The organism is Hylemonella gracilis, from assembly GCF_004328645.1.
Classification (GTDB): Bacteria; Pseudomonadota; Gammaproteobacteria; order Burkholderiales; family Burkholderiaceae_C; genus Hylemonella; species Hylemonella gracilis_B.
The window spans coordinates 3,508,240-3,531,828 of sequence record NZ_CP031395.1 but is presented as its reverse complement, the minus strand read 5'-3'; the positions used below and the strand labels follow the sequence as shown (position 1 = coordinate 3,531,828).

20 protein-coding genes, 2 tRNA genes and 3 rRNA genes are annotated in these 23,589 nt (G+C 61.8%); 12 read left to right on the top strand and 13 right to left on the bottom strand.

The features are described from left to right. Positions 1-82: 82 nt before the first annotated feature. Together DW355_RS18435 and DW355_RS16405 are read left to right on the top strand one after the other, a co-directional pair. Positions 83-1,576 carry a methyl-accepting chemotaxis protein gene (locus DW355_RS18435; RefSeq protein WP_278249366.1) on the top strand — a complete coding sequence of 498 codons (1,494 nt, stop codon included), beginning with the start codon at positions 83-85 and terminating at the stop codon, positions 1,574-1,576. 206 nt (positions 1,577-1,782) lie between these two features. Next, positions 1,783-2,100, top strand: a complete 318-nt coding sequence (locus DW355_RS16405; RefSeq protein ID WP_242671223.1) for a PAS domain-containing protein — start codon at positions 1,783-1,785, stop codon at positions 2,098-2,100. 192 nt (positions 2,101-2,292) lie between these two features. Here DW355_RS16405 and DW355_RS18430 read toward each other — a convergent pair whose 3' ends face one another. Together DW355_RS18430 and DW355_RS16390 are read right to left on the bottom strand one after the other, a co-directional pair. Next, positions 2,293-4,818 (bottom strand): molybdopterin cofactor-binding domain-containing protein, encoded by a 2,526-nt coding sequence (locus tag DW355_RS18430; RefSeq protein WP_278249365.1) that lies wholly within the window; start codon positions 4,816-4,818, stop codon positions 2,293-2,295. Then, positions 4,815-5,393, bottom strand: coding sequence for a (2Fe-2S)-binding protein (locus tag DW355_RS16390; protein ID WP_131281695.1), 579 nt, complete (start codon positions 5,391-5,393; stop codon positions 4,815-4,817). Before DW355_RS16390 ends, DW355_RS18430 begins: the two co-directional genes overlap by 4 nt. 162 nt (positions 5,394-5,555) lie before the next feature. Here DW355_RS16390 and DW355_RS16385 point away from each other — a divergent pair, with 162 nt between their 5' ends. After that, complete coding sequence (locus tag DW355_RS16385; RefSeq protein ID WP_131281693.1) at positions 5,556-5,996, top strand: universal stress protein; 441 nt, start codon at positions 5,556-5,558, stop codon at positions 5,994-5,996. A 379-nt stretch (positions 5,997-6,375) separates the two neighbouring features. Here the strand turns inward: DW355_RS16385 and DW355_RS16380 are convergent, their stop codons facing one another. Further along, the gene (locus tag DW355_RS16380; protein WP_131281691.1) at positions 6,376-7,680 is read right to left on the bottom strand and encodes a PA0069 family radical SAM protein; all 1,305 of its coding nucleotides are present in this window, start codon (positions 7,678-7,680) and stop codon (positions 6,376-6,378) included. Between the two features lie 49 nt (positions 7,681-7,729). Next, entirely contained in the window at positions 7,730-9,391 is a 1,662-nt protein-coding gene (gene ettA, locus DW355_RS16375; protein WP_131281689.1) for an energy-dependent translational throttle protein EttA, read from the bottom strand. A gap of 532 nt (positions 9,392-9,923) precedes the next feature. Here ettA and DW355_RS16370 point away from each other — a divergent pair. The 8 genes from DW355_RS16370 (at position 9,924) to DW355_RS16335 (ending at position 17,478) form a co-directional block, all read left to right on the top strand. Beyond that, positions 9,924-11,447 (top strand): 16S ribosomal RNA (locus DW355_RS16370). Positions 11,448-11,542: 95 nt separating this feature from the next. Further along, positions 11,543-11,619 (top strand) — tRNA-Ile (locus DW355_RS16365). Positions 11,620-11,636: 17 nt separating this feature from the next. Further along, positions 11,637-11,712: transfer RNA gene (locus DW355_RS16360), tRNA-Ala, on the top strand. Positions 11,713-12,084: 372 nt separating this feature from the next. Beyond that, a 23S ribosomal RNA gene (locus DW355_RS16355) occupies positions 12,085-14,959 on the top strand. A 115-nt stretch (positions 14,960-15,074) separates the two neighbouring features. After that, positions 15,075-15,187, top strand: a 5S ribosomal RNA gene (gene rrf / locus DW355_RS16350). Together the 16S, 23S and 5S rRNA genes with 2 tRNA genes alongside form the textbook arrangement of a ribosomal RNA operon. A 105-nt stretch (positions 15,188-15,292) precedes the next feature. Beyond that, positions 15,293-16,294 carry a ribosome biogenesis GTPase YlqF gene (gene ylqF / locus DW355_RS16345; protein WP_131281688.1) on the top strand — a complete coding sequence of 334 codons (1,002 nt, stop codon included), beginning with the start codon at positions 15,293-15,295 and terminating at the stop codon, positions 16,292-16,294. After that, positions 16,288-17,202, top strand: coding sequence for a DHH family phosphoesterase (locus DW355_RS16340; RefSeq protein WP_131281686.1), 915 nt, complete (start codon positions 16,288-16,290; stop codon positions 17,200-17,202). The genes ylqF and DW355_RS16340 overlap by 7 nt, the downstream gene beginning before the upstream one ends. A gap of 69 nt (positions 17,203-17,271) precedes the next feature. Next, positions 17,272-17,478: a hypothetical protein gene (locus DW355_RS16335; protein WP_131281685.1), complete on the top strand. Its 207-nt coding sequence runs from the start codon at positions 17,272-17,274 to the stop codon at positions 17,476-17,478. A gap of 90 nt (positions 17,479-17,568) precedes the next feature. Here the strand turns inward: DW355_RS16335 and DW355_RS16330 are convergent, their stop codons facing one another. Continuing rightward, on the bottom strand, positions 17,569-17,877 hold the full coding sequence (locus DW355_RS16330) for a 2Fe-2S iron-sulfur cluster-binding protein (RefSeq protein ID WP_131281683.1): 309 nt from the start codon (positions 17,875-17,877) through the stop codon (positions 17,569-17,571). Positions 17,878-18,086: 209 nt separating this feature from the next. On the opposite strand from DW355_RS16330, the gene DW355_RS16325 reads away from it, so the two are divergent. Beyond that, on the top strand, positions 18,087-18,989 hold the full coding sequence (locus DW355_RS16325; protein ID WP_131281681.1) for a DUF3014 domain-containing protein: 903 nt from the start codon (positions 18,087-18,089) through the stop codon (positions 18,987-18,989). A gap of 3 nt (positions 18,990-18,992) precedes the next feature. Here DW355_RS16325 and DW355_RS16320 read toward each other — a convergent pair whose 3' ends face one another. The 8 genes from DW355_RS16320 to DW355_RS16285 all read right to left on the bottom strand — a co-directional run bounded on the left by DW355_RS16320 (position 18,993) and on the right by DW355_RS16285 (position 23,519). Beyond that, on the bottom strand, positions 18,993-19,424 hold the full coding sequence (locus tag DW355_RS16320; RefSeq protein WP_131281679.1) for a DUF6691 family protein: 432 nt from the start codon (positions 19,422-19,424) through the stop codon (positions 18,993-18,995). After that, complete coding sequence (locus DW355_RS16315) at positions 19,421-19,927, bottom strand: YeeE/YedE family protein (protein WP_242671222.1); 507 nt, start codon at positions 19,925-19,927, stop codon at positions 19,421-19,423. The genes DW355_RS16320 and DW355_RS16315 overlap by 4 nt, the downstream gene beginning before the upstream one ends. Before the next feature lie 8 nt (positions 19,928-19,935). Continuing rightward, positions 19,936-20,544: a DUF938 domain-containing protein gene (locus DW355_RS16310; protein WP_131281677.1), complete on the bottom strand. Its 609-nt coding sequence runs from the start codon at positions 20,542-20,544 to the stop codon at positions 19,936-19,938. Next, positions 20,534-21,697 (bottom strand): GGDEF domain-containing protein, encoded by a 1,164-nt coding sequence (locus DW355_RS16305; protein WP_131281675.1) that lies wholly within the window; start codon positions 21,695-21,697, stop codon positions 20,534-20,536. The genes DW355_RS16310 and DW355_RS16305 overlap by 11 nt, the downstream gene beginning before the upstream one ends. Before the next feature lie 194 nt (positions 21,698-21,891). Next, complete coding sequence (locus DW355_RS16300; protein WP_131281673.1) at positions 21,892-22,431, bottom strand: DUF924 family protein; 540 nt, start codon at positions 22,429-22,431, stop codon at positions 21,892-21,894. Between the two features lie 37 nt (positions 22,432-22,468). Continuing rightward, on the bottom strand, positions 22,469-22,795 hold the full coding sequence (locus tag DW355_RS16295; protein WP_131281671.1) for a hypothetical protein: 327 nt from the start codon (positions 22,793-22,795) through the stop codon (positions 22,469-22,471). A gap of 43 nt (positions 22,796-22,838) precedes the next feature. After that, positions 22,839-23,258: an OsmC family protein gene (locus DW355_RS16290; RefSeq protein ID WP_131281669.1), complete on the bottom strand. Its 420-nt coding sequence runs from the start codon at positions 23,256-23,258 to the stop codon at positions 22,839-22,841. A gap of 12 nt (positions 23,259-23,270) precedes the next feature. After that, positions 23,271-23,519, bottom strand: coding sequence for a hypothetical protein (locus DW355_RS16285; protein ID WP_131281667.1), 249 nt, complete (start codon positions 23,517-23,519; stop codon positions 23,271-23,273). Positions 23,520-23,589 lie beyond the last annotated feature (70 nt).

Below are 23,589 nucleotides of genomic sequence, written 5' to 3'. Positions count from 1 at the left end.
AAAAAACCGCAAAAAACCCGTTCTTTGATGACAAAATTGTCCATGATGCCGACTACGTCGCATTGCAAGTACACGTTGCGCCATGTCACCTTCCTTGCCCACCAGTTTTCACACCACGCGGCTGGGGCTGGCCCTGGGCCTGCCGGTGCTCTTGTGGCTGGGGTATGTATGGCTGGTGACGGCGCAGGTGCAACAACTGGCGGAGACCGAGGCGCGGATGAACGGACAAGCGCGCGCCCGCGCGGAGGCCACGCGGCTGATCGACGCCGGCATCGCGACCTTGGCGAAAGTCACCATGGAGCACATCACCGCGCCCATCGCGTATCCGGCCGGTGCCGTTGATGAGCCGACCGATCCCTTGCCGCCCGCCACGCGCGTCCCCCTCCCGTCGGATGATCGGCAGACGCAAGCCAATCACCGCATCGACGAAGCCTTGCGCACCCTCACGCAGCGTGGTGCCGGCAATGGAGCCGTCGGCAGTCCGCGGCAGATGATTGGCCTGGAGGCTGAAAACAACGTGCTGGCTGCCTTGCAGGCCCAGCGCGGCGCCCACGAGGCCTCCGTGGCGCGTGTTGAACGCCTGGTGCGGGAGCGGCTGCATCCAGAGGCGGCGCTGCTCTTCATCGGCGAAACCTTGCCCGCCCTCAACGCACTGCAGGCGTCCATCCAGGATCTGGGGACGCAGCAGCGTCGCAACGTCGAACGCGATGGCGCGGACGCGATCCGCAGTCACCTGCTGTACCTGGGCGTGGCGCTGGGCGCGCTCACGCTGCTGTGGAGTCTAGGCTTGCTCTGGCGCTTGCGGCAGGGCGCGCGGCACAGCGCGCAACATGCCGCGGCCTATGGGCGCGAACAGGCGCAGGATGAGATGCGGGACATGCCTTCGGCTGTCTTGCCTGGCGTGCCCGATGCATGGGGTGTTGGGCATGAAGTTCACTCTGCCCCTGCCCCTGCCCCTGCCTTGGCGCAGATCGCGTTGGGGGTGGAGCGCGAACAGCAACTGCGGCGGGAGGTGAAGCTGGAGTTGCGCCGCGAAATCGAACTCGAGGTAAGGACGCAAATGGCGCGCGAGGAAACCCGTGCGCAAGCGGTCGTGGCGACACGCGTCGAGCGCATTTCTCCTCCGCACGCGCACGGCGAGGCGCGGCAGCAGACGCGCATGCTGGCCGACCGCATGCAGGAGGCCGCGACCCGCAGCAACGTCGTTTTCACCCAGGTGGTGGAGGCGATGCAAGGCATCAACGACGGCAGTCGACAGATCGGCGAGATCGTCAATGTGATCGACAGCATTGCCTTCCAGACCAACATACTTGCTCTCAACGCCGCCGTCGAGGCTGCGCGCGCGGGCGATCAGGGACGCGGCTTTGCCGTCGTCGCCGCGGAGGTGCGCTCGCTCGCCGGGCGCAGTGCCGCGGCGGCCAAGGAGATCAAGCAACTGATCGCGGCGTCCGCGGGGCAGGTTCATCAAGGCAATCGCCTGGTGGAGGAGGCGGGGCGGGCCATGCAGCAGGTGGCAGACCAAGTGCAGGCGGTGTCCCGCTCGCTCTCATCCGACGATGGCGAAGCAGCGGCGTGAGATTGCGCTAACCTCGCAGCTTGAGGCCGCCGGCGTCCGGTCACGGCGACCCGCATCAGAAGGAGACTCGACATGACAACATACAACATCCCGATCGACTGGCCTCCCGAAGCGTTGGCGCCGTTCCTGTTGCGCAGCATTCCGGAAGCACTGGTTTTCTGTGACCTGGAGGGCACCATCCGTTTCTGGAACGCGGGGCCGAGCAAGTGTTCGGTTGGAGCGCGCAGGAGGCATTGGGGCAGAGCCTGGACCTCATCATTCCCGAGCGCATGCGCAAGGCGCACTGGGACGGTTTTGATCAGGCCGTCGCGCGCGGTGGTGTGAAGCCAGGGCGCGCGGCGATGATGACGCGCTCCCTGCACAAGGCCAAGGAATCCATCTACGTGGAAATGAGTTTTTCGATGGTGAGCGACGCAACGGGCGCCTTGATTGGCTCGCTGGCCGTGGCGCGGGAAGCCACGGTCCGCTTCACGGAAGAAAAAGCCTTGCGCAAGCAGCTGGCTGAACTGACGGCGCAGAAGTAGTCACGCGGGCCCGGGCTCCGAAAGCGGCGCCCGTTTGAACCAGGTGGCCGCGACCCGGCATGGGCCGTGCCACCTTGCGTCGTGTTCAGGTGCTCAGTTGGTTGTTCAGCGGCAGTTCACGGATGCGCTTGCCCGTGGCCGCGAAAACGGCATTGCACAGGGCCGGCGCGGCGAGGGCGGTGGCGGGTTCGCTCACGCCCCCCAGAAACCGCCCGAGGGCATGACGATGGTCTGCACGGGCGGCATGTCCGCCAGGCGCAGGACATGGTATCGGTCCAGGTTCTGCTGTTGCACGGCGCCGTTCTGGAAGCTGATCTTGCCATACAGGGCCGCAGACAGTCCAAAGGCCAGTGAGCTTTCCACCTGCGCCTCGATCTGCTGCGGGTTGACGGCGTGGCCGCAGTCGATGGCGACCACGACGCGGTGGATCTTGAGTCGGCCCTTGCTGCTGGCGTCCTGGCTCACCGACACCTCGGCGCAGGCGGCCAGATAACTGCCCATGCCCATTACCTGCGCCAGACCACGGTAGACGCCTGCTGGCGCGGCCTTGCCCCAGCCAACCTGCCGCGCAACGGCGTCCAGCACCGCAAGCCGGCGGGGATTGCCCGCCAGGAGGGAGCGTCGCAGGGCCAGAGGGTCTTGCCCGCCGGCGGTCGCGATCTCGTCAATGAAGCTTTCCAGGTAGAACGTGTTGGGGTTGAGGTGTGCGCCACGCCACCAGCCCGTCGGGGCGTGCAGATCGCGCTGCACATGGTCGATCAGCAACTGATCGAAACGATAGCCGCAGGCGCTGTCATTGCGCGTGAGCATGGCGCTGGCTTGGGCGGGTACCACGGGCCCGGTTGTACGGGGCGGGGCGGTCGTGGCCTGTGGCGCGCTGGCGCTCGGGGCTGGCGCGGACGGCGTTGGCTCGGTCGCCGTTTCCGCTGCGTCCGGAGCAGGCGCAGCCGGGGCCGGTGGGGGAGTTTCGGCCTTGCTCTCCTTGCGACTGCCAAACAGGAAGCTGAAGAAGCCGCCTCGTTTCGGTGGTTCAGGAGGCGGTTCCGGCGCTGGCGCGGGTTCGGAAGGGGGGGCAGTGCCTGGTGTCGTGCCTTGCGGCTGCGGGGCCTCGGCCGCAACTGCCGGCGGTTTGCTTTCCTTCGCACCATCCTTGACGTCAAAGGCGCCGGGGTCGGGCAGGGCGGTCGGTTCAGGCAGCAGGCCCAGATAGAAGGCGCGTTGCGCGGCGTAGGCGCTTGGCGGATCGTAGGGATTGCGCGGTAGCGAAATGGGCGTGCCGGCGATGCGCAGGTGCAGGCCACGCGGCAGGCCACCGCGCGACAGGCTGGCACTCAGCCGCGCCATGCTCGGCGGGTGGATGGGGCCGTGCAGCATGTCTTCCTCGCGCGACCAGGCCAGTTTGATGACGGATCCGGGCATGCTGCGAGCGATCTGCACGGCCTGGACGATCACATCGTGGTAGGCCCGTCGTCCGAAACTTCCGCCAGGCACCAGGCGATGGAACTCGCATTTGTCGATGGGCAACTCGGCCACGGCCGCCACCGCAGCCAGGGCAGCTTCCGCGTCCTGGGTGGGGGCCCAGACGATACAGCCTGTGCGGGTCCAGCGCGCGGTCGTGCTCATGGGCTCCATCGTGGCGTGGTGCTGGGCGGGATAGCTGTAGATGGCATCAATCCGGCGGTCGGTGTCGTAGATCTCCTTGACGACCGAAGCGGGGTTGCCGCCATGATGGTGTCCGGTGCTGGACGGCGTGTCCGACAAGGCTGCGTGCAGCCGCGCCTCGATGTCGGCCTGCTGCACATTGGCGTTCGGCCCGTAGTCCCACTCGATGGGCATCGTGTCCAGCGCGCTGTGGGCGCGCCACCAGCGGTTGGCGACAACCGCGACGGCGTTGTTGCCGATGCGCAGCACGCGCTGCACGCCGGGGCGCTCCTGGGCATCCTTGGCCTCGAATCGCTTCAAGCGGCCGCCCGGCACGGGGCAGACCTTGATGGCGGCGTGGTAGATGTCCTTGAAGTTGAGGTCGGTGGCGTAATCCTGTCCGCCGTTGGTCTTGAGGAAGGTATCCAGGCGCAGCATGCGTTGGCCAAGGAGCTTCCAAGTCTTCGGATCCTTCAGCTGGATGCTCTCTGGCCTGGGTGCCGACAGCAGGCTCGCCGCGTAGGCGACACGACCGTAAACGGTCTTGCGATTGCTGGGGGTGTGCGTGATGACACCCCGGTGCACCGTGCATTCCTCCGTCGGGACCCCCCAGGCTCGGGCTGCGGCCTGAACGAGCAGGGTGCGCGCCACGGCACCACCACGTCGCAGGTAGTCCTGCGAGTCGCGGATACTGTGACTGCCCACGGTGGTGAAGCTGCCCCAGGGGCGATTGCGCGCCAGACTTTCGCTGGGCGTGGGGTATTCGACGCTGACGCGCACCCAGTCGCATTCCAGCTCTTCGGCCACTAACTGGGCCAGGCCCGTCAGTGTGCCCTGACCGGATTCGGCGCGCACGATGCGGATGAGCACTGTGTCGTCCGGTCGGATATAGACCCAGGCATTGATTTCACCTTGGTCAGCTACGGCGCCCGCTTCTGTGGCGTGCAGGCCAAGGCCAGCGCCCACGGTGACGCTGATGGCGAGCCCGCCACCCGCCGAACCAACACTGACCAGGAAATCGCGGCGGGACAGCCCTGTATCGGGCGTGGCGCGGTCTTCGGTGGACGCCTGGCTCATTGGGCGTTTCCTTTCGACGCTGCGTTGTCCTGGGGGAGGGGGGCGCGGCGGGTGCGCACCTGGGAAGCGACCCGGATGGCCAGGCGCACGCGGTTGTAGCTGCCGCAACGACAGATGTTGGTGATGGCCGCGTCGATGTCGGCGTCACTCGGATTGGGGTTGTGCCGCAGCAGCGCCGCGGCGGCCATGATCATGCCGCTCTGGCAGAAGCCGCATTGCGGCACATCCAGCATCTGCCAGGCACGTTGCACCTGGTGAGTGCCGTTGCGCGACAGGCCTTCGATGGTGGTGATTTTCTGCTCCGGAGCGATGGACGCAATGGGGATGACGCAGCTGCGCACCGGCGCATCATCGATATGGACTGTGCAGGCGCCGCATTGCGCGATGCCACAGCCGTACTTGGTGCCGGTCAGACCGAGCTGCTCGCGCAATACCCACAGCAAGGGGGTGTCCGGCTCGGGCGTGTTCTCGGGCTCGAATTCTTCCTCCTTGCCATTGAGGAAGATCTTGAATTTCGGGGCTTCTTCTTCAGCAGAAGCGTCAGCGGGGCGGTTGACGTTGTCCGTGGTACTCATCGTTCGAAGTGTAGGGGCAATCGCCCGGGTCATCCCATCCGCAGGTTTTTTGAGGTGGCTCAATCAGTCTCGACGCGCGGGCATGGTCAGACGCCGCAAGATGTGCACAATGACCGCGCGATCCTTGATTTTCACCATCTTGTCGTGTTGCAGGAGCCTGTCATGTTCAAGCACATTCTGATTCCCGTTGATGGCTCACCCACCGCGCAGAAGGCCGTGGAAAAGGCCGCCGGCCTGGCCCAGGCTTTCGGTAGCCAGGCCTCGGTGGTCTACGTGATCGACCCTTACCCCTTCACGGGACTGGGCAGCGATTTTGCCTATGGTCAGGCGGAATACCTTAGCGCCGCGGAAGCCGAAGCCAAGGAGGCTATCGCGACGGCCCGTGCGGCACTGGACGCGGCGGGTGTCCAGGGCGTGCAGACCCAGGTGGCTCGGGCCCATACCATTTGGCGGGGCATCATTGAGGCGGCGCAGGCTCAAGGCGCAGATCTGATCGTGATGGGCTCGCATGGACGGCGTGGCCTGGAAAAGCTCGTGCTCGGCAGCGTCGCGCAGCGGGTCTTGACCCATTCACCCTTGCCGGTGCTGATCGTTCGCGAATGACGCGCCTGCGCGCAAGGCCCTGCCCTTCGCGCGGGTTTCAGGCGTGCTATCCCAGCCCCAGCCGCGGGCCCGCCGGCGGCTGGGGACGCGCGGATGCACAAGAGGATGCTGGGTGCCAGCGCGCGCTGAACGAGGCCGGTGACGCGAGTTATTTCCGGCGCCTGATGCTGCAACTGCCTCGTCACTTCCTTCATGGCCGCGCCCATGGCGGCACCGCCCTGCAGCGCCACGCTGGAGGCGTTCTGCGCCAGCAGCTTGGCCTGCTTGCATTGGCCGCGTTCTTTGGGATGCGACGTGGGTAGGTCAGCGCCACCACGGCCAGCAGCGAGGCGGTCAGGCCCCAGGCCGGCTTCTTATCAATGAAGTTGTTTCGAGGTCTTCAGAACAGGCTGGCTTGCCCTGCCGCCAATCCGGGGCGAAATTGGCTGAAGTCCGGCGCATAGCGCGGCACATGGGGGCGATGAGGGTTCGCCGTGGGGCCGCCAGATTCGCTGGCGGTGGGGGTGAGGAAGAGCGGCGTTTCCGGCGATATCTCCATGGCCATGGCTTCTGACTTCGCGCCAGTTGGGGGGATGCGCATGGTCCGAAGTGGACGGGAGGCGGCCATCAGACCGTGGCGCGCGCAGGCTTTCTGAAAACGCTGGGCAATCAGTTCGGCCCAGGCGCCGCTGCCGTTCATGCGTGTCGCGAAGTTGCCGTCGTAATCTCTGCCCCCTCGCATCTCACGCAGCCTGGCCATCACGCGCTCGGCCCGGTCGGGGTAGTGTGTCTGCAGCCATTGCTGGAAAATGTCATTCAGCTCCCAGGGCAGGCGCAGCACGCTGTAAAAGGCGCTGCGCGCCCCAGCCTGGGCCGCTGCGGCCAACACTTGTTCCATGTCCTCGTTGATGAAAGGGATCTGCGGCGCCACGCTCACGCCCACGGGCACGCCGGCCGCGGCCAGGGTGCGGATGGTGCGCAGGCGCCGCTGGGGGCTGGCGGCGCGCGGTTCCATCTTGCGAGTCAGCGCGGCATCCAGCGTGGTGATGGTGATGTGCACGGCCGCCAGACCGGCCTGGGCCAGCGGCGCCAGCAGGTCGAGGTCGCGTTCGACAGTGCTGGATTTGGTGATCAGCGCGAATGGGTGCCGTGCCTCACCCAGTACTTCGATGAGCGCGCGGGTGAGCCGGAATTCGCGTTCGACCGGTTGGTAACAATCCGTGGCCGAGCCGATGACGATGAGGCTGGGTTTGTAGGATGGCGAGGAGATTTCCTCGCGCAAGCGTTCTGCCAAGCCTCGCTTGGCGATGATGATGCGTTCGAAGTCCAAGCCGGGCGAGAGGTTCAGATAGCTGTGCGTGGGGCGCGCGTAGCAATAGCTGCAGCCGTGCTCGCACCCGCGATAAGGGTTGATGGATTGGGAAAAAGGCAGATCCGGGGAATCGTTGCGTGCCAGTGCGCTGCGCGCGTCTTCCCACCGTACTTCGGTCGGGGGTGGTGCGGGCTCGGCAACAGCGGCGACGGGCTCCGTGGGCGCGGGGTCTGACGACGTGGCCCGCCGACTTGACGATCTGTCGTCCGCAACGGGCATGTCGGACCAGCCATCGTCAAACGCCGTGCGCGAGAGCTTTTCGAAGCGATGGGCGTTGCGGGTGGCGACGCCCCGGCCTTTGATCGCGCGAAGAGGAATCTGAAACTCATCCATAACTGTATTTTTATACAGTTATGGAGAGAGTGCAAGCGAGGGGTGGGATTTACTTTAGCGCCTTGAAGCGCACGCGCTTCGGGGCCGCGCCTTCCTCGCCCAGACGCTTCTTCTTGTCGGCTTCATATTCCTGGTAGTTACCGTCGAAGAAGACCCATTGGCTGTCGCCCTCGGCGGCCAGGATGTGCGTGCAGATGCGGTCCAGGAACCAGCGGTCATGGCTGATGACCATGACAGAGCCGGCGAATTCCAGCAAGGCATCTTCCAGCGCGCGCAGGGTTTCCACGTCCAGATCGTTGGATGGTTCGTCCAGCAGCAGCACATTGCCACCGGCAATGAGGGTCTTGGCCAGATGCAGCCGGCCACGTTCCCCGCCAGACAGCGTACCGACTCGTTTCTGCTGGTCGCCGCCGTTGAAGTTGAAACGGCCGCAGTAGGCACGGCTGGGCATCTGGAACTTGCCCACGGTCAGGATGTCCAGGCCACCCGAAACGTCTTCCCACACGGTCTTTTCATTGGACAGGTCGTCGCGGGTCTGATCCACGAAAGCCATCTTCACGGTTTTGCCGATCTTGACTTCGCCGCTGTCGGGCTGCTCCTTGCCCGCGATCATCTTGAACAACGTGGACTTGCCGGCGCCGTTGGGGCCGATGATGCCCACAATGGCACCCGCAGGCACAGTGAAGCTCAGGTTATCGATCAGCAGGCGATCACCGAAGGATTTGCTGACATTCTTAAACTCGAACACTTCATTGCCCAAGCGCTCGGCCACGGGGATGAAGATTTCCTGTGTCTCGTTTCGCTGCTGGTATTCAAAGTCACTCAGTTCCTCGAAGCGGGCCAGGCGGGCCTTGCTTTTGGCTTGGCGGCCCTTGGGGTTCTGGCGCGCCCACTCCAGTTCCTTCTTCATCGCCTTCGTGCGCGCATCTTCGGTGCGCTGTTCCTGCTCCAGTCGCGCTTCCTTCTGTTCCAGCCAGGTGCTGTAGTTGCCTTTGTAGGGGATGCCGCGACCGCGGTCTAATTCCAGAATCCACTCGGCGGCGTTGTCCAGGAAATAGCGATCATGGGTGATGGCCACCACGGTGCCGGAGAAGCGCGAAAGGAACTGCTCCAGCCAGTCCACGGACTCGGCATCCAAGTGGTTGGTGGGCTCATCGAGCAATAGCATGTCGGGCTTGGACAGCAGCAGCCTGCATAGAGCCACGCGGCGTTTTTCGCCGCCAGAGAGTTTGCCGATGACGGCCTCCCAGGGGGGCAGGCGCAAGGCGTCGGCGGCGATTTCGAGCTGGTGATCGCCCGCATCACCCGCAGTGGCAATGATGGCTTCCAGCTTGGCCTGCTCTGCGGCAAGCGCGTCGAAGTCGGCATTCTCGTCAGCGTAAGCAGCGTAGACCTCCTCCAGGCGCGCCTGAGCGGCCTTCGTTTCGCCCATGCCGTTTTCGACGGACTCGCGTACGGTTTCCTCCGGATTGAGTTGAGGTTCCTGTGGCAGGTAGCCGATCTTCAGCCCGGACATGGGGATGGCTTCGCCCTCGAATTCCTTATCGACGCCAGCCATGATCTTCAGCAAGGTGGACTTGCCCGAGCCGTTGAGGCCGAGCACGCCGATCTTGGCCCCAGGGAAAAAGGACAAAGAGATGTCCTTGAGGATCTGCCGCTTCGGCGGCACGATCTTGCCGAGGCGATTCATGGAGAAAACGTATTGGGCCATGGTGTTGTTCTGACGAGAGAAAGCAAAGCTGCATTATCGCGGGGAGCTACTGGTGTTGTTCCGGCGGTGCGTGCGGCATACGAGGGAACGAATAAGCGCGCGTGAGGTGATGTGACACGTCGGTGAAGCCCGCGAGAAGAAATTCTGACGGCTGGCTTGATCGCGATGAGAATTTGGTGCTATAGTTGCGGTCTTCGCTGCAGACGGCGGGTCTCTGAAGGGGGCTGGCGGTAGGTGGTTGAAGTGGTGCGGTGGTTGGAAGAAATTTGTTGAGTGATTTGACGGTTCTTCAAAATCTGTGCTACAGTCTAGGGCTTCGCTGATCGCGGCGGGGTTAAGAAAAAACGGATCAGATTCTGGTTTGTTTTAGTTGGATCTTTAACAAGATACAGCCGATAAGCGTGGGCATTTGGCGAGATTGCAAGTTCTTCGGAACAAAGTGCAATGCACTAAATGCTCATGAGAAGTGAAGTTCACTTCAATTTCGAATGGGTAGTCTTCGCTGAAAGGCGGGGACGTTAAATTCAAGATCGAACTATAGAGTTTGATCCTGGCTCAGATTGAACGCTGGCGGCATGCCTTACACATGCAAGTCGAACGGTAACAGGTTAAGCTGACGAGTGGCGAACGGGTGAGTAATACATCGGAACGTGCCCAGACGTGGGGGATAGCTCGGCGAAAGCCGGATTAATACCGCATAAGCTCTGAGGAGGAAAGCGGGGGACCGTAAGGCCTCGCGCGTTTGGAGCGGCCGATGGCAGATTAGGTAGTTGGTGGGGTAAAGGCTTACCAAGCCTACGATCTGTAGCTGGTCTGAGAGGACGACCAGCCACACTGGGACTGAGACACGGCCCAGACTCCTACGGGAGGCAGCAGTGGGGAATTTTGGACAATGGGCGAAAGCCTGATCCAGCAATGCCGCGTGCAGGATGAAGGCCTTCGGGTTGTAAACTGCTTTTGTACGGAACGAAAAGGCGCCTATTAATACTGGGTGTTGATGACGGTACCGTAAGAATAAGCACCGGCTAACTACGTGCCAGCAGCCGCGGTAATACGTAGGGTGCGAGCGTTAATCGGAATTACTGGGCGTAAAGCGTGCGCAGGCGGTGTTGTAAGACAGTTGTGAAATCCCCGGGCTCAACCTGGGAACTGCATCTGTGACTGCAATGCTGGAGTGCGGCAGAGGGGGATGGAATTCCGCGTGTAGCAGTGAAATGCGTAGATATGCGGAGGAACACCGATGGCGAAGGCAATCCCCTGGGCCTGCACTGACGCTCATGCACGAAAGCGTGGGGAGCAAACAGGATTAGATACCCTGGTAGTCCACGCCCTAAACGATGTCAACTGGTTGTTGGGTCTTCACTGACTCAGTAACGAAGCTAACGCGTGAAGTTGACCGCCTGGGGAGTACGGCCGCAAGGTTGAAACTCAAAGGAATTGACGGGGACCCGCACAAGCGGTGGATGATGTGGTTTAATTCGATGCAACGCGAAAAACCTTACCCACCTTTGACATGTACGGAAGTTGCCAGAGATGGCTTCGTGCTCGAAAGAGAGCCGTAACACAGGTGCTGCATGGCTGTCGTCAGCTCGTGTCGTGAGATGTTGGGTTAAGTCCCGCAACGAGCGCAACCCTTGCCATTAGTTGCTACGAAAGGGCACTCTAATGGGACTGCCGGTGACAAACCGGAGGAAGGTGGGGATGACGTCAAGTCCTCATGGCCCTTATAGGTGGGGCTACACACGTCATACAATGGCTGGTACAGAGGGTTGCCAACCCGCGAGGGGGAGCTAATCCCATAAAACCAGTCGTAGTCCGGATCGCAGTCTGCAACTCGACTGCGTGAAGTCGGAATCGCTAGTAATCGCGGATCAGCTTGCCGCGGTGAATACGTTCCCGGGTCTTGTACACACCGCCCGTCACACCATGGGAGCGGGTTCTGCCAGAAGTAGTTAGCCTAACCGCAAGGAGGGCGATTACCACGGCAGGGTTCGTGACTGGGGTGAAGTCGTAACAAGGTAGCCGTATCGGAAGGTGCGGCTGGATCACCTCCTTTCTGGAAAATGGCAATTAAGCCAAATGCTCACACTTATCGGTTGTTGGAAGGTTGTCGCCAACGATCAAGCCTTGCTTGATTGAAGCGACCGGCTTGGGTCTGTAGCTCAGTTGGTTAGAGCACCGTCTTGATAAGGCGGGGGTCGTTGGTTCGAGACCAACCAGACCCACCATCCCGTTCCATCGAACTGGGGGATTAGCTCAGCTGGGAGAGCACCTGCTTTGCAAGCAGGGGGTCGTCGGTTCGATCCCGTCATCCTCCACCAATAACAATCAACATCAAAGCGGCTTCGTTCAGATAATGTTCGAGGCCTCTTTGATGTTGGTCGATATAAATCGATCAATAACGAGTCGCAAGACTCACGGCTGTTCTTTAACAATTTATAGAGTCGAATCAGTGTTGCCAACGGAAAGGATAGAAATATCCACCGTGCCGTTGGCAACAATTTAGATTGCGTCAAAACGAAATTCAAACTTTGTTTGTATTTCAAGTAATGACGAATCGTTCTCTGACATGCTGAGCAGCAATGCTTGGCGTAGTCGAAGAATCATTCACATTACGGCATAACGCGCCAGGTGAAAGACCTGGCAAGTCCTTGATAAGCTTTGAGAACTCGTGAGAGTGATCAAAGTTATAGGGTCAAGTGACTAAGAGCATGTGGTGGATGCCTTGGCAATGATAGGCGACGAAGGACGTGATAGCCTGCGATAAGCTTCGGGGAGCTGGCAAATAAGCTTTGATCCGGAGATTTCCGAATGGGGAAACCCACCTGCAAAGGTATCGCATACTGAATACATAGGTATGCGAGGCGAACCGGGTGAACTGAAACATCTCAGTAGCTCGAGGAAAAGACATCAACCGAGATTCCGAAAGTAGTGGCGAGCGAAATCGGAGAAGCCTGTTAGTGATAGCACGACTCTTAGCAGAACGGTCTGGAAAGGCCGACTATAGAAGGTGATAGTCCTGTATGCGAAAAGAGACGTGTGGTACTGAGCTAACGAAAAGTAGGGCGGGACACGTGTAATCCTGTCTGAATATGGGGGGACCATCCTCCAAGGCTAAATACTCATCATTGACCGATAGTGAACTAGTACCGTGAGGGAAAGGCGAAAAGAACCCCGGGAGGGGAGTGAAATAGATCCTGAAACCGCATGCTTACAAAAAGTAGGAGCCCGCAAGGGTGACTGCGTACCTTTTGTATAATGGGTCAGCGACTTACATTCAGTGGCAAGGTTAACCGAATAGGGAAGCCGTAGAGAAATCGAGTCCGAATAGGGCGAATTAGTCGCTGGGTGTAGACCCGAAACCAAGTGATCTATCCATGGCCAGGATGAAGGTGCCGTAACAGGTACTGGAGGTCCGAACCGACTAGTGTTGCAAAACTAGCGGATGAGCTGTGGATAGGGGTGAAAGGCTAAACAAACTTGGAAATAGCTGGTTCTCTCCGAAAACTATTTAGGTAGTGCCTCAAGTATTACCGTCGGGGGTAGAGCACTGTTTTGGCTAGGGGGTCATGGCGACTTACCAAACCAAGGCAAACTCCGAATACCGACGAGTACAGCTTGGGAGACAGAGCACCGGGTGCTAACGTCCGGACTCAAGAGGGAAACAACCCAGACCGCCAGCTAAGGTCCCTAAAATTGGCTAAGTGGGAAACGAAGTGGGAAGGCTAAAACAGTCAGGATGTTGGCTTAGAAGCAGCCATCATTTAAAGAAAGCGTAATAGCTCACTGATCGAGTCGTCCTGCGCGGAAGATGTAACGGGGCTAAGCCAGTTACCGAAGCTGCGGATTTGCACGCAAGTGCAAGTGGTAGGAGAGCGTTCTGTAAGCCTGTGAAGGTGGCTTGTAAAGGCTGCTGGAGGTATCAGAAGTGCGAATGCTGACATGAGTAGCGTTAAAGGGGGTGAAAAGCCCCCTCGCCGTAAGCGCAAGGTTTTCTACGCAACGTTCATCGGCGTAGAGTGAGTCGGCCCCTAAGGCGAGGCAGAGATGCGTAGCTGATGGGAAACAGGTCAATATTCCTGTACCGATCAATAGTGCGATGTGGGGACGGAGAAGGTTAGCTCAGCCAACTGTTGGATGTTGGTTCAAGCCTGTAGTCGTGCCTGGTAGGCAAATCCGCCGGGCTTAGATGAGGGGTGATAACGAGGCTGCTTGCAGTCGAAGTGAGTGATACCCTGCTTCCAGGAAAAGCCACTAAGCTTCAGCTATTGACGACCGTACCGCAAACCGACACTGGTGCGCGAGATGAGTATTCTAAGGCGCTTGAGAGAACTCAGGAGAAGGAACTCGGCAAATTGACACCGTAACTTCGGGAGAAGGTGTGCCCTCAGTAGGTGAACCTGTACAAGGGGAGCCCAAAGGGGTTGCAAAGAATCGGTGGCTGCGACTGTTTATTAAAAACACAGCACTCTGCAAACACGAAAGTGGACGTATAGGGTGTGACGCCTGCCCGGTGCTGGAAGATTAAATGATGGGGTGCAAGCTCTTGATTGAAGTCCCAGTAAACGGCGGCCGTAACTATAACGGTCCTAAGGTAGCGAAATTCCTTGTCGGGTAAGTTCCGACCTGCACGAATGGCGTAACGATGGCCACACTGTCTCCTCCTGAGACTCAGCGAAGTTGAAATGTTTGTGATGATGCAATCTCCCCGCGGAAAGACGGAAAGACCCCATGAACCTTTACTGTAGCTTTGTATTGGACTTTGAACGGATCTGTGTAGGATAGGTGGGAGGCTTTGAAGCGGTGTCGCTAGACATCGTGGAGCCAACGTTGAAATACCACCCTGGTGCGTTTGAGGTTCTAACCTGGATCCCTTATCGGGATTGGGGACAGTGCATGGTAGGCAGTTTGACTGGGGCGGTCTCCTCCCAAAGCGTAACGGAGGAGTTCGAAGGTACGCTAGTTACGGTCGGACATCGTGACGATAGTGCAATGGCATAAGCGTGCTTAACTGCGAGACTGACAAGTCGAGCAGATGCGAAAGCAGGACATAGTGATCCGGTGGTTCTGTATGGAAGGGCCATCGCTCAACGGATAAAAGGTACTCTGGGGATAACAGGCTGATACCGCCCAAGAGTTCATATCGACGGCGGTGTTTGGCACCTCGATGTCGGCTCATCTCATCCTGGGGCTGTAGCCGGTCCCAAGGGTATGGCTGTTCGCCATTTAAAGAGGTACGTGAGCTGGGTTTAAAACGTCGTGAGACAGTTTGGTCCCTATCTTCCGTGGGCGCTGCAGATTTGAGGAAGCCTGCTCCTAGTACGAGAGGACCGGAGTGGACACACCTCTGGTGTACCGGTTGTCACGCCAGTGGCATCGCCGGGTAGCTATGTGTGGAAGAGATAACCGCTGAAAGCATCTAAGCGGGAAACTCGTTTCAAGATGAGATCTGCCGGGGCCTTGAGCCCCCTAAAGAGTCGTTCAAGACCAGGACGTTGATAGGCTGGGTGTGGAAGCGCAGTAATGCGTTAAGCTAACCAGTACTAATTGCTCGTGCGGCTTGACCCTATAACTTTGATCTCAATGCAGATCAAGTTGGTTATGCCAAGACGCAATCCAAATAAGCTGATTCGAGCTCTATAAATTGGTCCTCTTGACACAGTCAAGAAGACAAAAAGTTATGCCTGATGACCATAGCAAGGTGGTACCACTCCTTCCCATCCCGAACAGGACAGTGAAACGCCTTTGCGCCGATGATAGTGCGGGTTCCCGTGTGAAAGTAGGACATCGTCAGGCTCCTATAGCCTCAGACCGCCCTCTCGGATTATTCCGACGAGGGCGTTTCTGTTTTGTGCTTTTTCCAAGCCCATTCTTTCTTCTGTAGGCCTCACGCAATCGACCATGGCTGTTCAGTGGTTTCCAGGGCACATGCACCTGACCCGCCAAGCGATCGAAGACCGCATCAAGCAGGTGGATGTGGTCATCGAGATGGTGGATGCACGCTTGCCCGCTTCCAGTGCCAATCCGCTGTTGGCCCAACTGACGGCCAAGCGGCCTCGGCTGAAGGTGCTCAACAAGCAGGATCTGGCCGATCCCGCGCGCACGGCATCGTGGTTGGCCCAGTACAACGCGAACGAGGGCATGCGCGCCATCGCACTTGACACGACCGATGGTCAGGCCGCGCGCCGACTGATCGCGCCGTGCCAGGAACTAGCGCCCACGCGCGGCGGCAGTCTGTCCAAGCCCATGCGGGTGCTGATCTGCGGTATTCCCAACGTTGGCAAATCCACACTGATCAACCGAATGATCGGCAAAAGCGCCGCCAAGGCAGCCGATGAAGCCGGGGTGACGCGCCATGAGCAACGCTACGTGCTCGAAGATGGTTTCTACTTGTACGACACGCCCGGCGTGCTTTGGCCGCGCATCATCGTCGCGCAAAGTGGCTACTGGCTTGCTGCCAGCGGTGCCGTGGGCCGCAATGCCTTTGACGACGAAGAGGTGGCGCTGGAACTGCTGGATTACCTCAAGCTGGCCTATCCGCAACTGTTGGTCGCTCGCTATGGTTTGAATGAAGGTCTGCATGACGTCGATGACAAGGTGCTGGAAAGCGATGCGTTGCTGGAGGCCATCGGCCGTACCCGTGGTGCGTTGACGGCGGGCGGCAAGGTCAACCTGCAGAAGACGGCGGAACTGCTGCTGCACGATTTCCGTTCCGGCGCGTTAGGCCGCATCACGTTGGAAACCCCAGAGGAGTATGTGCTCTGGTTGGCCGAAGGTAAGAAACTGGATGCCGAGCGCCAATTGCGCAAGGAGGCCTTGGCCCAGGAAGGGCATATCCGGCCACGACCACCCGCCAGCAAGCTGCCCTCCAAGAAACCTACACCGAGACGATCCGCGTGGTGAACCTGCTCCTGCCCCAACAACTTCAAATCGAACCTCACCGTCACGACCCAGACCCGCTGGTGATCTACCACGCGCGTTGCCCCGACGGATTTGGCGCGGCGCTGGCGGCCTGGCTGTTCTACGAAGGCCGGGCCGAGTTTCTCGCCTGTGCTCACGGGGACATCGAGGCCGTCGAAGATCTGCCGCGGCTTGACGGTCGCGCCGTCTACATCCTGGATTTCTCCTTCGCCCCCGATTTGCTGAGCGAGATCGAGCGCCGCGCCGCCAAGCTGGTGCTGCTGGACCACCACAAAAGCGCCGCCGAGAAGTTGACGGGTTTTGCCTGTCGTTGCGGCGTCGTCCATTTCGACATGCAACGCTCGGGCGCGCGCCTGGCCTGGGACTTCTTTCAGGCAGATCGTTCCACACCCGCGCTGGTGCGCTACATCGAAGACCGAGACCTCTGGAACTGGGCATATCCGGAAAGCGCAGCCTTCCTCTCCGCGCTGGACATGGAGTCGATGGACTTCGAGCGCTGGGCCGAGATCTCCAGCTACGACGAGTCCCAACTTGCTGACTTCATGTCCCGTGGCCGAGCCATGGATGAGAAATTCCGCAAGCTCGCGCAGGACATGGTGGCAAATGCCGAGCCCATCGTCTTCATGGGCCGGGCGGGTCTGATGCTCAATGCGCCGGGCGCCTTCCACAGCTTGCTGGGCGATATTCTGTCGCGTCAGAGCGGGAGCTATGCGCTGCTCTGGTCTGCCGCCAAGGGGGGAGTGGTGAAAGTGGGCTTGCGGTCGCAAAAGGACTTCGATTGCATTCCACTGGCTGAAAGCATGGGAGGCGGGGGCCATGCCCAGGCCTGTGGCTTTCGCATGAAGGCCGAGCGCCTGTCGGAACTGCTGTCGGGCGTTTTCAACCCCTGAAACAAGTTGGTTACAGCCACCCGGCGAGTTCAGATCTAGAATCAAGCGACTGTTTCAAGGAGACGCACCATGGACATCAGCGCCAATACCGGAGCCGAGCAGGCCACACTTTCCGCCGGACAGGTGGCTTGGAAGGCCCAGGTCTACGTCAAGAAAAAGTCGGAAGACATCGTTGAACAAACCGTCGGCACCCTGCTGTCGTCTGTTCCCAAGACCGGTTCGCAACCGCTCGCCAGTTCGGGAACTCTGGGCACCCGTCTCAACGCTTACGCCTGAGCGTTCGTTTTTTCCGCTCCGCGCTGAACGGCTGGCTGTCACGCCAGCCGTTTTGCTTTGTCTCTGGCGTGCTACGTTCCCTTCGTCGCTTCAATAACCTTCGCGCAGCACCACGTCGGAGCACGGGTAGGCCGCGCAAGGCAATACATAACCTTCTTCCTTTTCCTCCCGGCTCAAGCCTGGCCATTCAATCTCGTAACGGACCTGCCCGTCCAGCAGTCGGCCCACGCAAGTGCGGCAGGTTCCGTTGCGGCACGAGCTGGGCCAGGGAATGGCCGCAGCTTCCATCGAATGCAGCAAAGGCCGATCGTTCCATGCCTCGAAGGTCTGATGTTGCTCGGGATCGAAGGCATCCTGGCACAGGCCCTGATGGCGTTGGCGGGTGAAGGGGGCATTCATTTGCTTGAACCCGGGCAGGGCCGGCAGCTGGCGTGAAAGAGGCAGGCATGAGGCGGGCATGAGGCGCGTCACCGGCGTCGGGTTGACGCGTCCCAAAGCGTGGAATTGTAGGTTGTGGCTGACCTTTTACGCCCTATGGAGTCAGTGGTGGTGCTAGCATGCCACCCTACAAATAGTTTCGCCTGCACGCTTTTCCCCCCAGAAAACTCATGAAGATCAGCCGTTTTGGTGCCGTTTCCTTAGTTGTCGTCGCCATCGTTGCCGCGGCTGCCTGGTACTTCCGCCCACGTTCTGAAGAGGCGTCGGGCACGCCCACTTTGGACGCCTCCAATCCCACGTTTGTCGGCTCCGCGCCCCAGGCGCCCAAGAACCCGGCCCTGACGCCGGTGGAGTCCGCGCCCCCCATCCGCCACCCCGTGCAGGCCATTCAACCGAATGAGCCTGAGTCCACCGTCGCCAAGGTGCGTTCCTTGCCCGGGCTGGAAGACTCCGATCCCCGCCTGAAGGAAGACCTGGGCACGTTGCTGGGGCGCAAGAAAGTCGAACAATTCTTCTTGCTGGACAACTTCGTGCGCCGCGTCGTGACCACCGTGGACAACCTCGGCCATGACCACGCGCCGCCCATGATGTGGCCCGTGCATCCGTCGCCCGGACGTTTCTCCACGTTGCCGCGTTCCGACGGCGAGATCATCAACCCCGACAACGGCCAGCGCTACAGCGCCCTGGTCCAGTTCGTGGAGACGGTCAATCCGCGTCAGGTGGTGCAGCTCTATGTCAGCCTCTATCCGCTGTTCCAGCAGGCCTATGTGGAGCTCGGCTACCCCAAGGGTTACTTCAATGACCGCCTGATCGCCGTCATCGATCTACTGCTTGCCACGCCGATTGTTGAGGAACCCTTGCACGTTGCCCTGGTGAACGTGAAAGGCCCCTACCAGTCGGAGCGTCCCTGGACGCGTTACGAGTTCGCGGACGAAAAGCTGGAGTCCCTCGCGGCCGGCCAAAAGATCCTGTTGCGCACCGGTCCCACCAACCATCGCCGGCTGCGTGCCAAGCTGATTGAATACCGCGGCTTGCTGACCAAGGCCGCCATGTCGGCCCCCGCCAAGCGGTAAGGCTCAGCCCTTCGCCCGCAGTCCCTGGGCCAGCGCGCCCAGCGCGATGCCGGCCAGCGCCCACAGCAGATCCAGGTCGCCCGTGCCCAGCCCTGCGATTGCCGGGCCTGGGCAGACGCCGCACAAACCCCAACCCAGGCCGAACAAGGCTGCGCCTCGCCAAGTGTCGCGATTCCACACGCTGGGGTGCTGGCCGAAGTTGCCACCCAGCAGCGGGCGCGCCAGCAGGCGCGGCGCCCCCTGGTAAGCCAGCAGAACAACCAGCACTGCGCCGCCCATCACCAGCATCAAGCCCCAGTCCTGCAAGCGCAGGAAGCTCAACACCACCTCCGGCCGCACCATGCCCGCCAGCGAGAGGCCAAAGCCGAACAGCGCGCCCGCAGCCAGCGTGGCCAAGAGCGCAGCGAGCGGATGTTTGACGGTCACCGCGTTCATGTGAACCTCGCGGACAGCCGGGCGAACGCATTGGCCGTGAGGAAGGCCGTCGCCATGAAGATCAGCACCGCGCCCAGGGAGGGCAGTTGCAGCGAGCCCAGACCGCAGATGCCATGGCCAGAGGTACAACCGTTCGACAGCCTTGCGCCATAGCCCACGAAAAAGCCGCCCAGCAGCAACTGCCAGGCGGGAACCTGCGTGCTCAGCGGCACGCCATCGCTGAAGCCCAGCCACCAGACCAGGGCGCCGACGATCAGCCCCGCCGCGTACACCAGCCGCCAGCCGCGCGTTTCCAGATAGCGCGCGGTCTGGAAGTAGGGCCGACGCACCAGCCAGGACCAAGTGCTGGAAAACACCGAACTCATGCCGCCGATGCGACCCGTGTAGACGAAGAGCAGCGCGGTGCCCGTGCCTACCAGCAGGCCACCGGCCAGGTAGTGCCCCCAGCCCGTGGGGAACAGCGTGTTCAGAAGGGCAGAAGCCATCTGGGTAAAAGCATCCATGCGCCGAATTATCTGGCTTGCCAGACCAGCAGCAGGTTGTTCGCGGGCAGCGCATGCCGGGTGGTCAGTCGCAGTCCCGCAGCCTGGGCCACCGCTTCCACGTCCTCGCGCCGCCGCAGACCCCAGTCGGGATTCCGGGCGCGCAGACTGGCGTCGAAGGCCAGGTTGCCGTCGGCGGTGGGGGTCTCGTCTTCCAGGTAGGGGCCGTAAGTCACCAGGCAGCCACCGGACTCAAGGTGCCGCGCCGCGCCCCGCATCAGCGCGGTGCAGCACGTCCACGGCGCGATGTGCAGCAGGTTGGCGCAATAGATCAGGTCAAAGCGCGCGCCGTCCAGTGGCCAGGGTTCATGCAGCACATCCAGCAGGCGTGGCTGGGCCACCCGGTCTTGCACGCCTTCGGCCAGGCACCCCTGGAGTTCGGCGAAATGCGTGTCGCGACCATCTGTCGGCAACCAGGTCCAGCCCGGCAGGTGCTGGGCGAACCACGCGACGTGCTGGCCGGTGCCACTCGCGATCTCCAGCGCGCGACCGTGTGAGGGCAAGAAGCCGCGCAGGGTCTCCAGGATGGGCTGCTTGTTGCGTTCGGCGGCGGCGCTGAGAGCCCTGCTAAGAGGCATGGCTGTCTGACACCAGTCGGCCGCGGCCGGCACCCTTGGCCCGGTAGAGTGCGGCGTCGGCCCGGGCCATGGCCGGTTCCAGCGTCGTTTCGTCACTTCGGCAGAGCGTGTGGCCGGCACTGAAGCCCACCGGCAAGGACCGGGCCGTGGTCTGCTGCGCCAAGCCGGCGCGCACGCGCTCGTCAAAGGCGCGGGCCGCCGCGGCGTCGGCGTTGTACAGCAGCACGCAGACCTCTTCGCCGCCCACCCGCGCGCAAACGTCTCCCGTGCGCAGGCACTGCTGCAGCATCCGCGCGAATCTGCGCAGCACCTCGTCACCCACCTCGTGACCGTGGACGTCGTTGACCTGCTTGAAATGGTCCAGGTCCAGCAAGAGCAGCGACAGTGGCTGGCCGTGGCGCTGCGCCCGGCGCAGGGCGCGTTCGGTCTGCGCGGCCCATCCATTTCGGTTCAACAGCCCGGTCAGTGGATCCGTGATGGCCAGCCGGTGCAGCTGCTGCTCGGCCTCTTCGCGCCAGGCGCCCAGGATGGTCAGGGTCCCCAGAACCAGGGCCATGTTGGCCGCCACCAGGGCGGCCAGGTTGACCGGGGTGGGCGCGCGGAAATAGGGGTAGAGCTCGGTGAACCAAGCTCCCAGAATGCCCCGCGCAGACGTGAAACCCGCCATCACCACCAGGCAACCGAACAAGGGATAGCGCCAGGACACGCGGCCGAAGTCGCGGTTCATCGGGTACAGGCAAGCTCGGGCGACGATGAGCATTTGCGCGGCCAGCATCAGATTGGCCCAGCCCACCCGGATCTCGTAGCTGGGGAAGCTCAGCGCGTAGCCGATGGGCATCAGCCAGGCCAACACCAGCAGCGGCCGGCGCAGCGGACGGCGACCGAGCCAGTTCTCGAGCGCGCGGTAGAGTAACCACTGGCTCGCGCAGATCAGGGCCATGGCCAGGGTGGAGAGCAGCAGGTCTGGCAACACGCCGCTCCATACCGTGGAGACCAGCAGGCAGATCCAGGCCCCGGCGTTGAGGATCAGCGAGCGCCTGCCCCGCGCCGCGGCCGTGCTCAGGCCCTGCCCCATGATGATCGGCAGCGCCCCGCCCATCACCAGGAGGTTGGCGACATTGATGAAGATCAGCGTGGTGGGATCGAGCAGCATGCCCGGTGGTGCGAGGGAGCGGCGACGGCGGCAGTCTAATCCATGCCCATTCCCCGGCCCGCGCGACGGCGATGCCGAAGCGGCCGCCGCGCGCCGGTGGAGTGGCCTCGGCGGGCGCGGTGTCGGACGCGCTGGTCGATGCCGATCTCCGTGATGTCACCGCCTGCGGCAGGGCAGGTCTTGGTGCTCATGGCTCAGAAGGATGAACCGGGCTCCTGCAGAAACGCCAGTTCCTCGGGCGTGGACGCCCGGCCCAGGACGGCGTTGCGGTGCGGGTAACGGCCGAAGCGCGCGATGATGGCCGTGTGCAGGCGCAGGAAACGCAGGTTCTCCTCCAGCCCAGCCTGGCTGAACAGCGGCAGTGCCTCGGTGTGCGCGGCCAGGTCTTCGCTGTGCATGTAGGGCATGTAGGCAAACACCCGCCGCGCCAGCGGCAGGGCGCGGTCCCCGCCCTGCGCCACCAGCTCGCGCGCGAGCCTGAGCGCCAGCGCGTCCTGCGCGAAGGCGCCTGGCGTGTCACGGTGGATGTTGCGGCTGAATTGGTCCAGCAGGATGATCTCCGCCAGGTGCCCCGGCGCGTCCATGCGCCACGCCGGCAGGCCACCCGCTGCAGCCGTTTCCAGCAAGGCCCCGAAGCGTTCCCGCATGCACGCATCCAGCGCAGCGTCCTTGCTGAAATGCTGCTTGGGGTTCAGTTCCTCGAACCAGAAAGCCAGGATGTCGTGCGGTGTCATGCGGTCATCATGCCAGCGCGGCCATGCCCCGCGCCGCTCAGGCCTGCCACACTCCGAAGCCGGCCGAGCGCAGGTCAATGCCGATCTCCACCTCGCGTACCTGCGCCTCCTCGTAGCCCATGGGGTTGAAGCCCTCGTACAGATCGGGCAGCAGGCGCAGGCCGTACTTCGTCACATAGCTGTTGGCCTGGATGCCGGCCTTGTGCTTGTCGAAGCGCACATCCGGGTCCAGCCCGGTCATGCCCACGTAGACGCAGGGTTGGCCTTCCACATAGGCCGGGTTGCTCTTGCGAAAGCGCGGCTCCAGCAGCACGTCCTTCGAGAGTTCGATGACGTAGACGTGGTAGTGGGGGCGGCGGGCCATGGTGGGGCGAGCGTTGGCCGCGCGTGGTGCGCGACAGACCGCGTTATTTGCGACGCAGCGTGCCGCTCAGGTCGGTGCCCGGGGCGACGGTGTTGAAGACCGTGCCGTACTTCTTCACGTTCTCGTGCAGCAGGGCGAGGCGCTGCTCGCTCTCGTCCGTGTCCACGATGATCTCGTAGTGGATGCTTTCCAGCCTGGGCGGCACGTCCTGGCGCACGCCGTCCACGATCACCTCCACGCCGCGCAACTGGAACTTCAGCATGGGCGTCACCCGCTCGATGCCCTTGACCATGCAGGCCGTCAGCGCGGCCAGCAGCAGCTCGGCAGGGTTGAAGGCCTCGGGGTTGCCCGCCAGGTCCGTGTCCAGCGCGATCTCGGCCTGCTTGCAGACGGCGCGGCTCAAGTGGGCGTCCACGCGTCGCGTCTCGACGTGGAACGTCATCTTCGCGGGTGACGCGGTCATGACCGGCGCCTCTCAGTGCTGCACGAAGGTGTAGCGCACGTCCTCGTTCTCCACCATCTCCAGGAAGTTATCCAGCACCTCCTCGTCCTCGGTGCTGCGCCAGATGTCTTCCGGGTCGCTGGCGAACAGCGGCTCCACCGCCAGGTCCAGGTACTGGCCGTCCGGCAGCTTGAGCACCTGCGTGCCCTCCGAGGTGGGCACGATCTCCCAGTCGTCGGGGACGGCGAGTTCGAGCTGGATGGTGACGCGGAGTTGTTTCATGGTGGGGCCCTTGTGTGGGGCGTCAGCTTAGCGCATGGTGAGTGGTTTCAAGCTTGACGGGAACTGCACG

Bases quoted from the DNA above. Each gene is read 5' to 3' on its own strand.
- DW355_RS18435 (WP_278249366.1), top strand. From the start codon at position 83: ATGTCACCTTCCTTGCCCACCAGTTTTCACACCACGCGGCTGGGGCTG.
- DW355_RS18430 (WP_278249365.1), bottom strand. From the start codon at position 4,818: ATGAGCCAGGCGTCCACCGAAGACCGCGCCACGCCCGATACAGGGCTG.
- DW355_RS16390 (WP_131281695.1), bottom strand. From the start codon at position 5,393: ATGAGTACCACGGACAACGTCAACCGCCCCGCTGACGCTTCTGCTGAA.
- DW355_RS16385 (WP_131281693.1), top strand. From the start codon at position 5,556: ATGTTCAAGCACATTCTGATTCCCGTTGATGGCTCACCCACCGCGCAG.
- DW355_RS16380 (WP_131281691.1), bottom strand. From the start codon at position 7,680: ATGGATGAGTTTCAGATTCCTCTTCGCGCGATCAAAGGCCGGGGCGTC.
- ettA (WP_131281689.1), bottom strand. From the start codon at position 9,391: ATGGCCCAATACGTTTTCTCCATGAATCGCCTCGGCAAGATCGTGCCG.
- ylqF (WP_131281688.1), top strand. From the start codon at position 15,293: ATGGCTGTTCAGTGGTTTCCAGGGCACATGCACCTGACCCGCCAAGCG.
- DW355_RS16335 (WP_131281685.1), top strand. From the start codon at position 17,272: ATGGACATCAGCGCCAATACCGGAGCCGAGCAGGCCACACTTTCCGCC.
- DW355_RS16330 (WP_131281683.1), bottom strand. From the start codon at position 17,877: ATGAATGCCCCCTTCACCCGCCAACGCCATCAGGGCCTGTGCCAGGAT.
- DW355_RS16325 (WP_131281681.1), top strand. From the start codon at position 18,087: ATGAAGATCAGCCGTTTTGGTGCCGTTTCCTTAGTTGTCGTCGCCATC.
- DW355_RS16320 (WP_131281679.1), bottom strand. From the start codon at position 19,424: ATGAACGCGGTGACCGTCAAACATCCGCTCGCTGCGCTCTTGGCCACG.
- DW355_RS16315 (WP_242671222.1), bottom strand. From the start codon at position 19,927: ATGGATGCTTTTACCCAGATGGCTTCTGCCCTTCTGAACACGCTGTTC.
- DW355_RS16310 (WP_131281677.1), bottom strand. From the start codon at position 20,544: ATGCCTCTTAGCAGGGCTCTCAGCGCCGCCGCCGAACGCAACAAGCAG.
- DW355_RS16305 (WP_131281675.1), bottom strand. From the start codon at position 21,697: ATGCTGCTCGATCCCACCACGCTGATCTTCATCAATGTCGCCAACCTC.
- DW355_RS16300 (WP_131281673.1), bottom strand. From the start codon at position 22,431: ATGACACCGCACGACATCCTGGCTTTCTGGTTCGAGGAACTGAACCCC.
- DW355_RS16295 (WP_131281671.1), bottom strand. From the start codon at position 22,795: ATGGCCCGCCGCCCCCACTACCACGTCTACGTCATCGAACTCTCGAAG.
- DW355_RS16290 (WP_131281669.1), bottom strand. From the start codon at position 23,258: ATGACCGCGTCACCCGCGAAGATGACGTTCCACGTCGAGACGCGACGC.
- DW355_RS16285 (WP_131281667.1), bottom strand. From the start codon at position 23,519: ATGAAACAACTCCGCGTCACCATCCAGCTCGAACTCGCCGTCCCCGAC.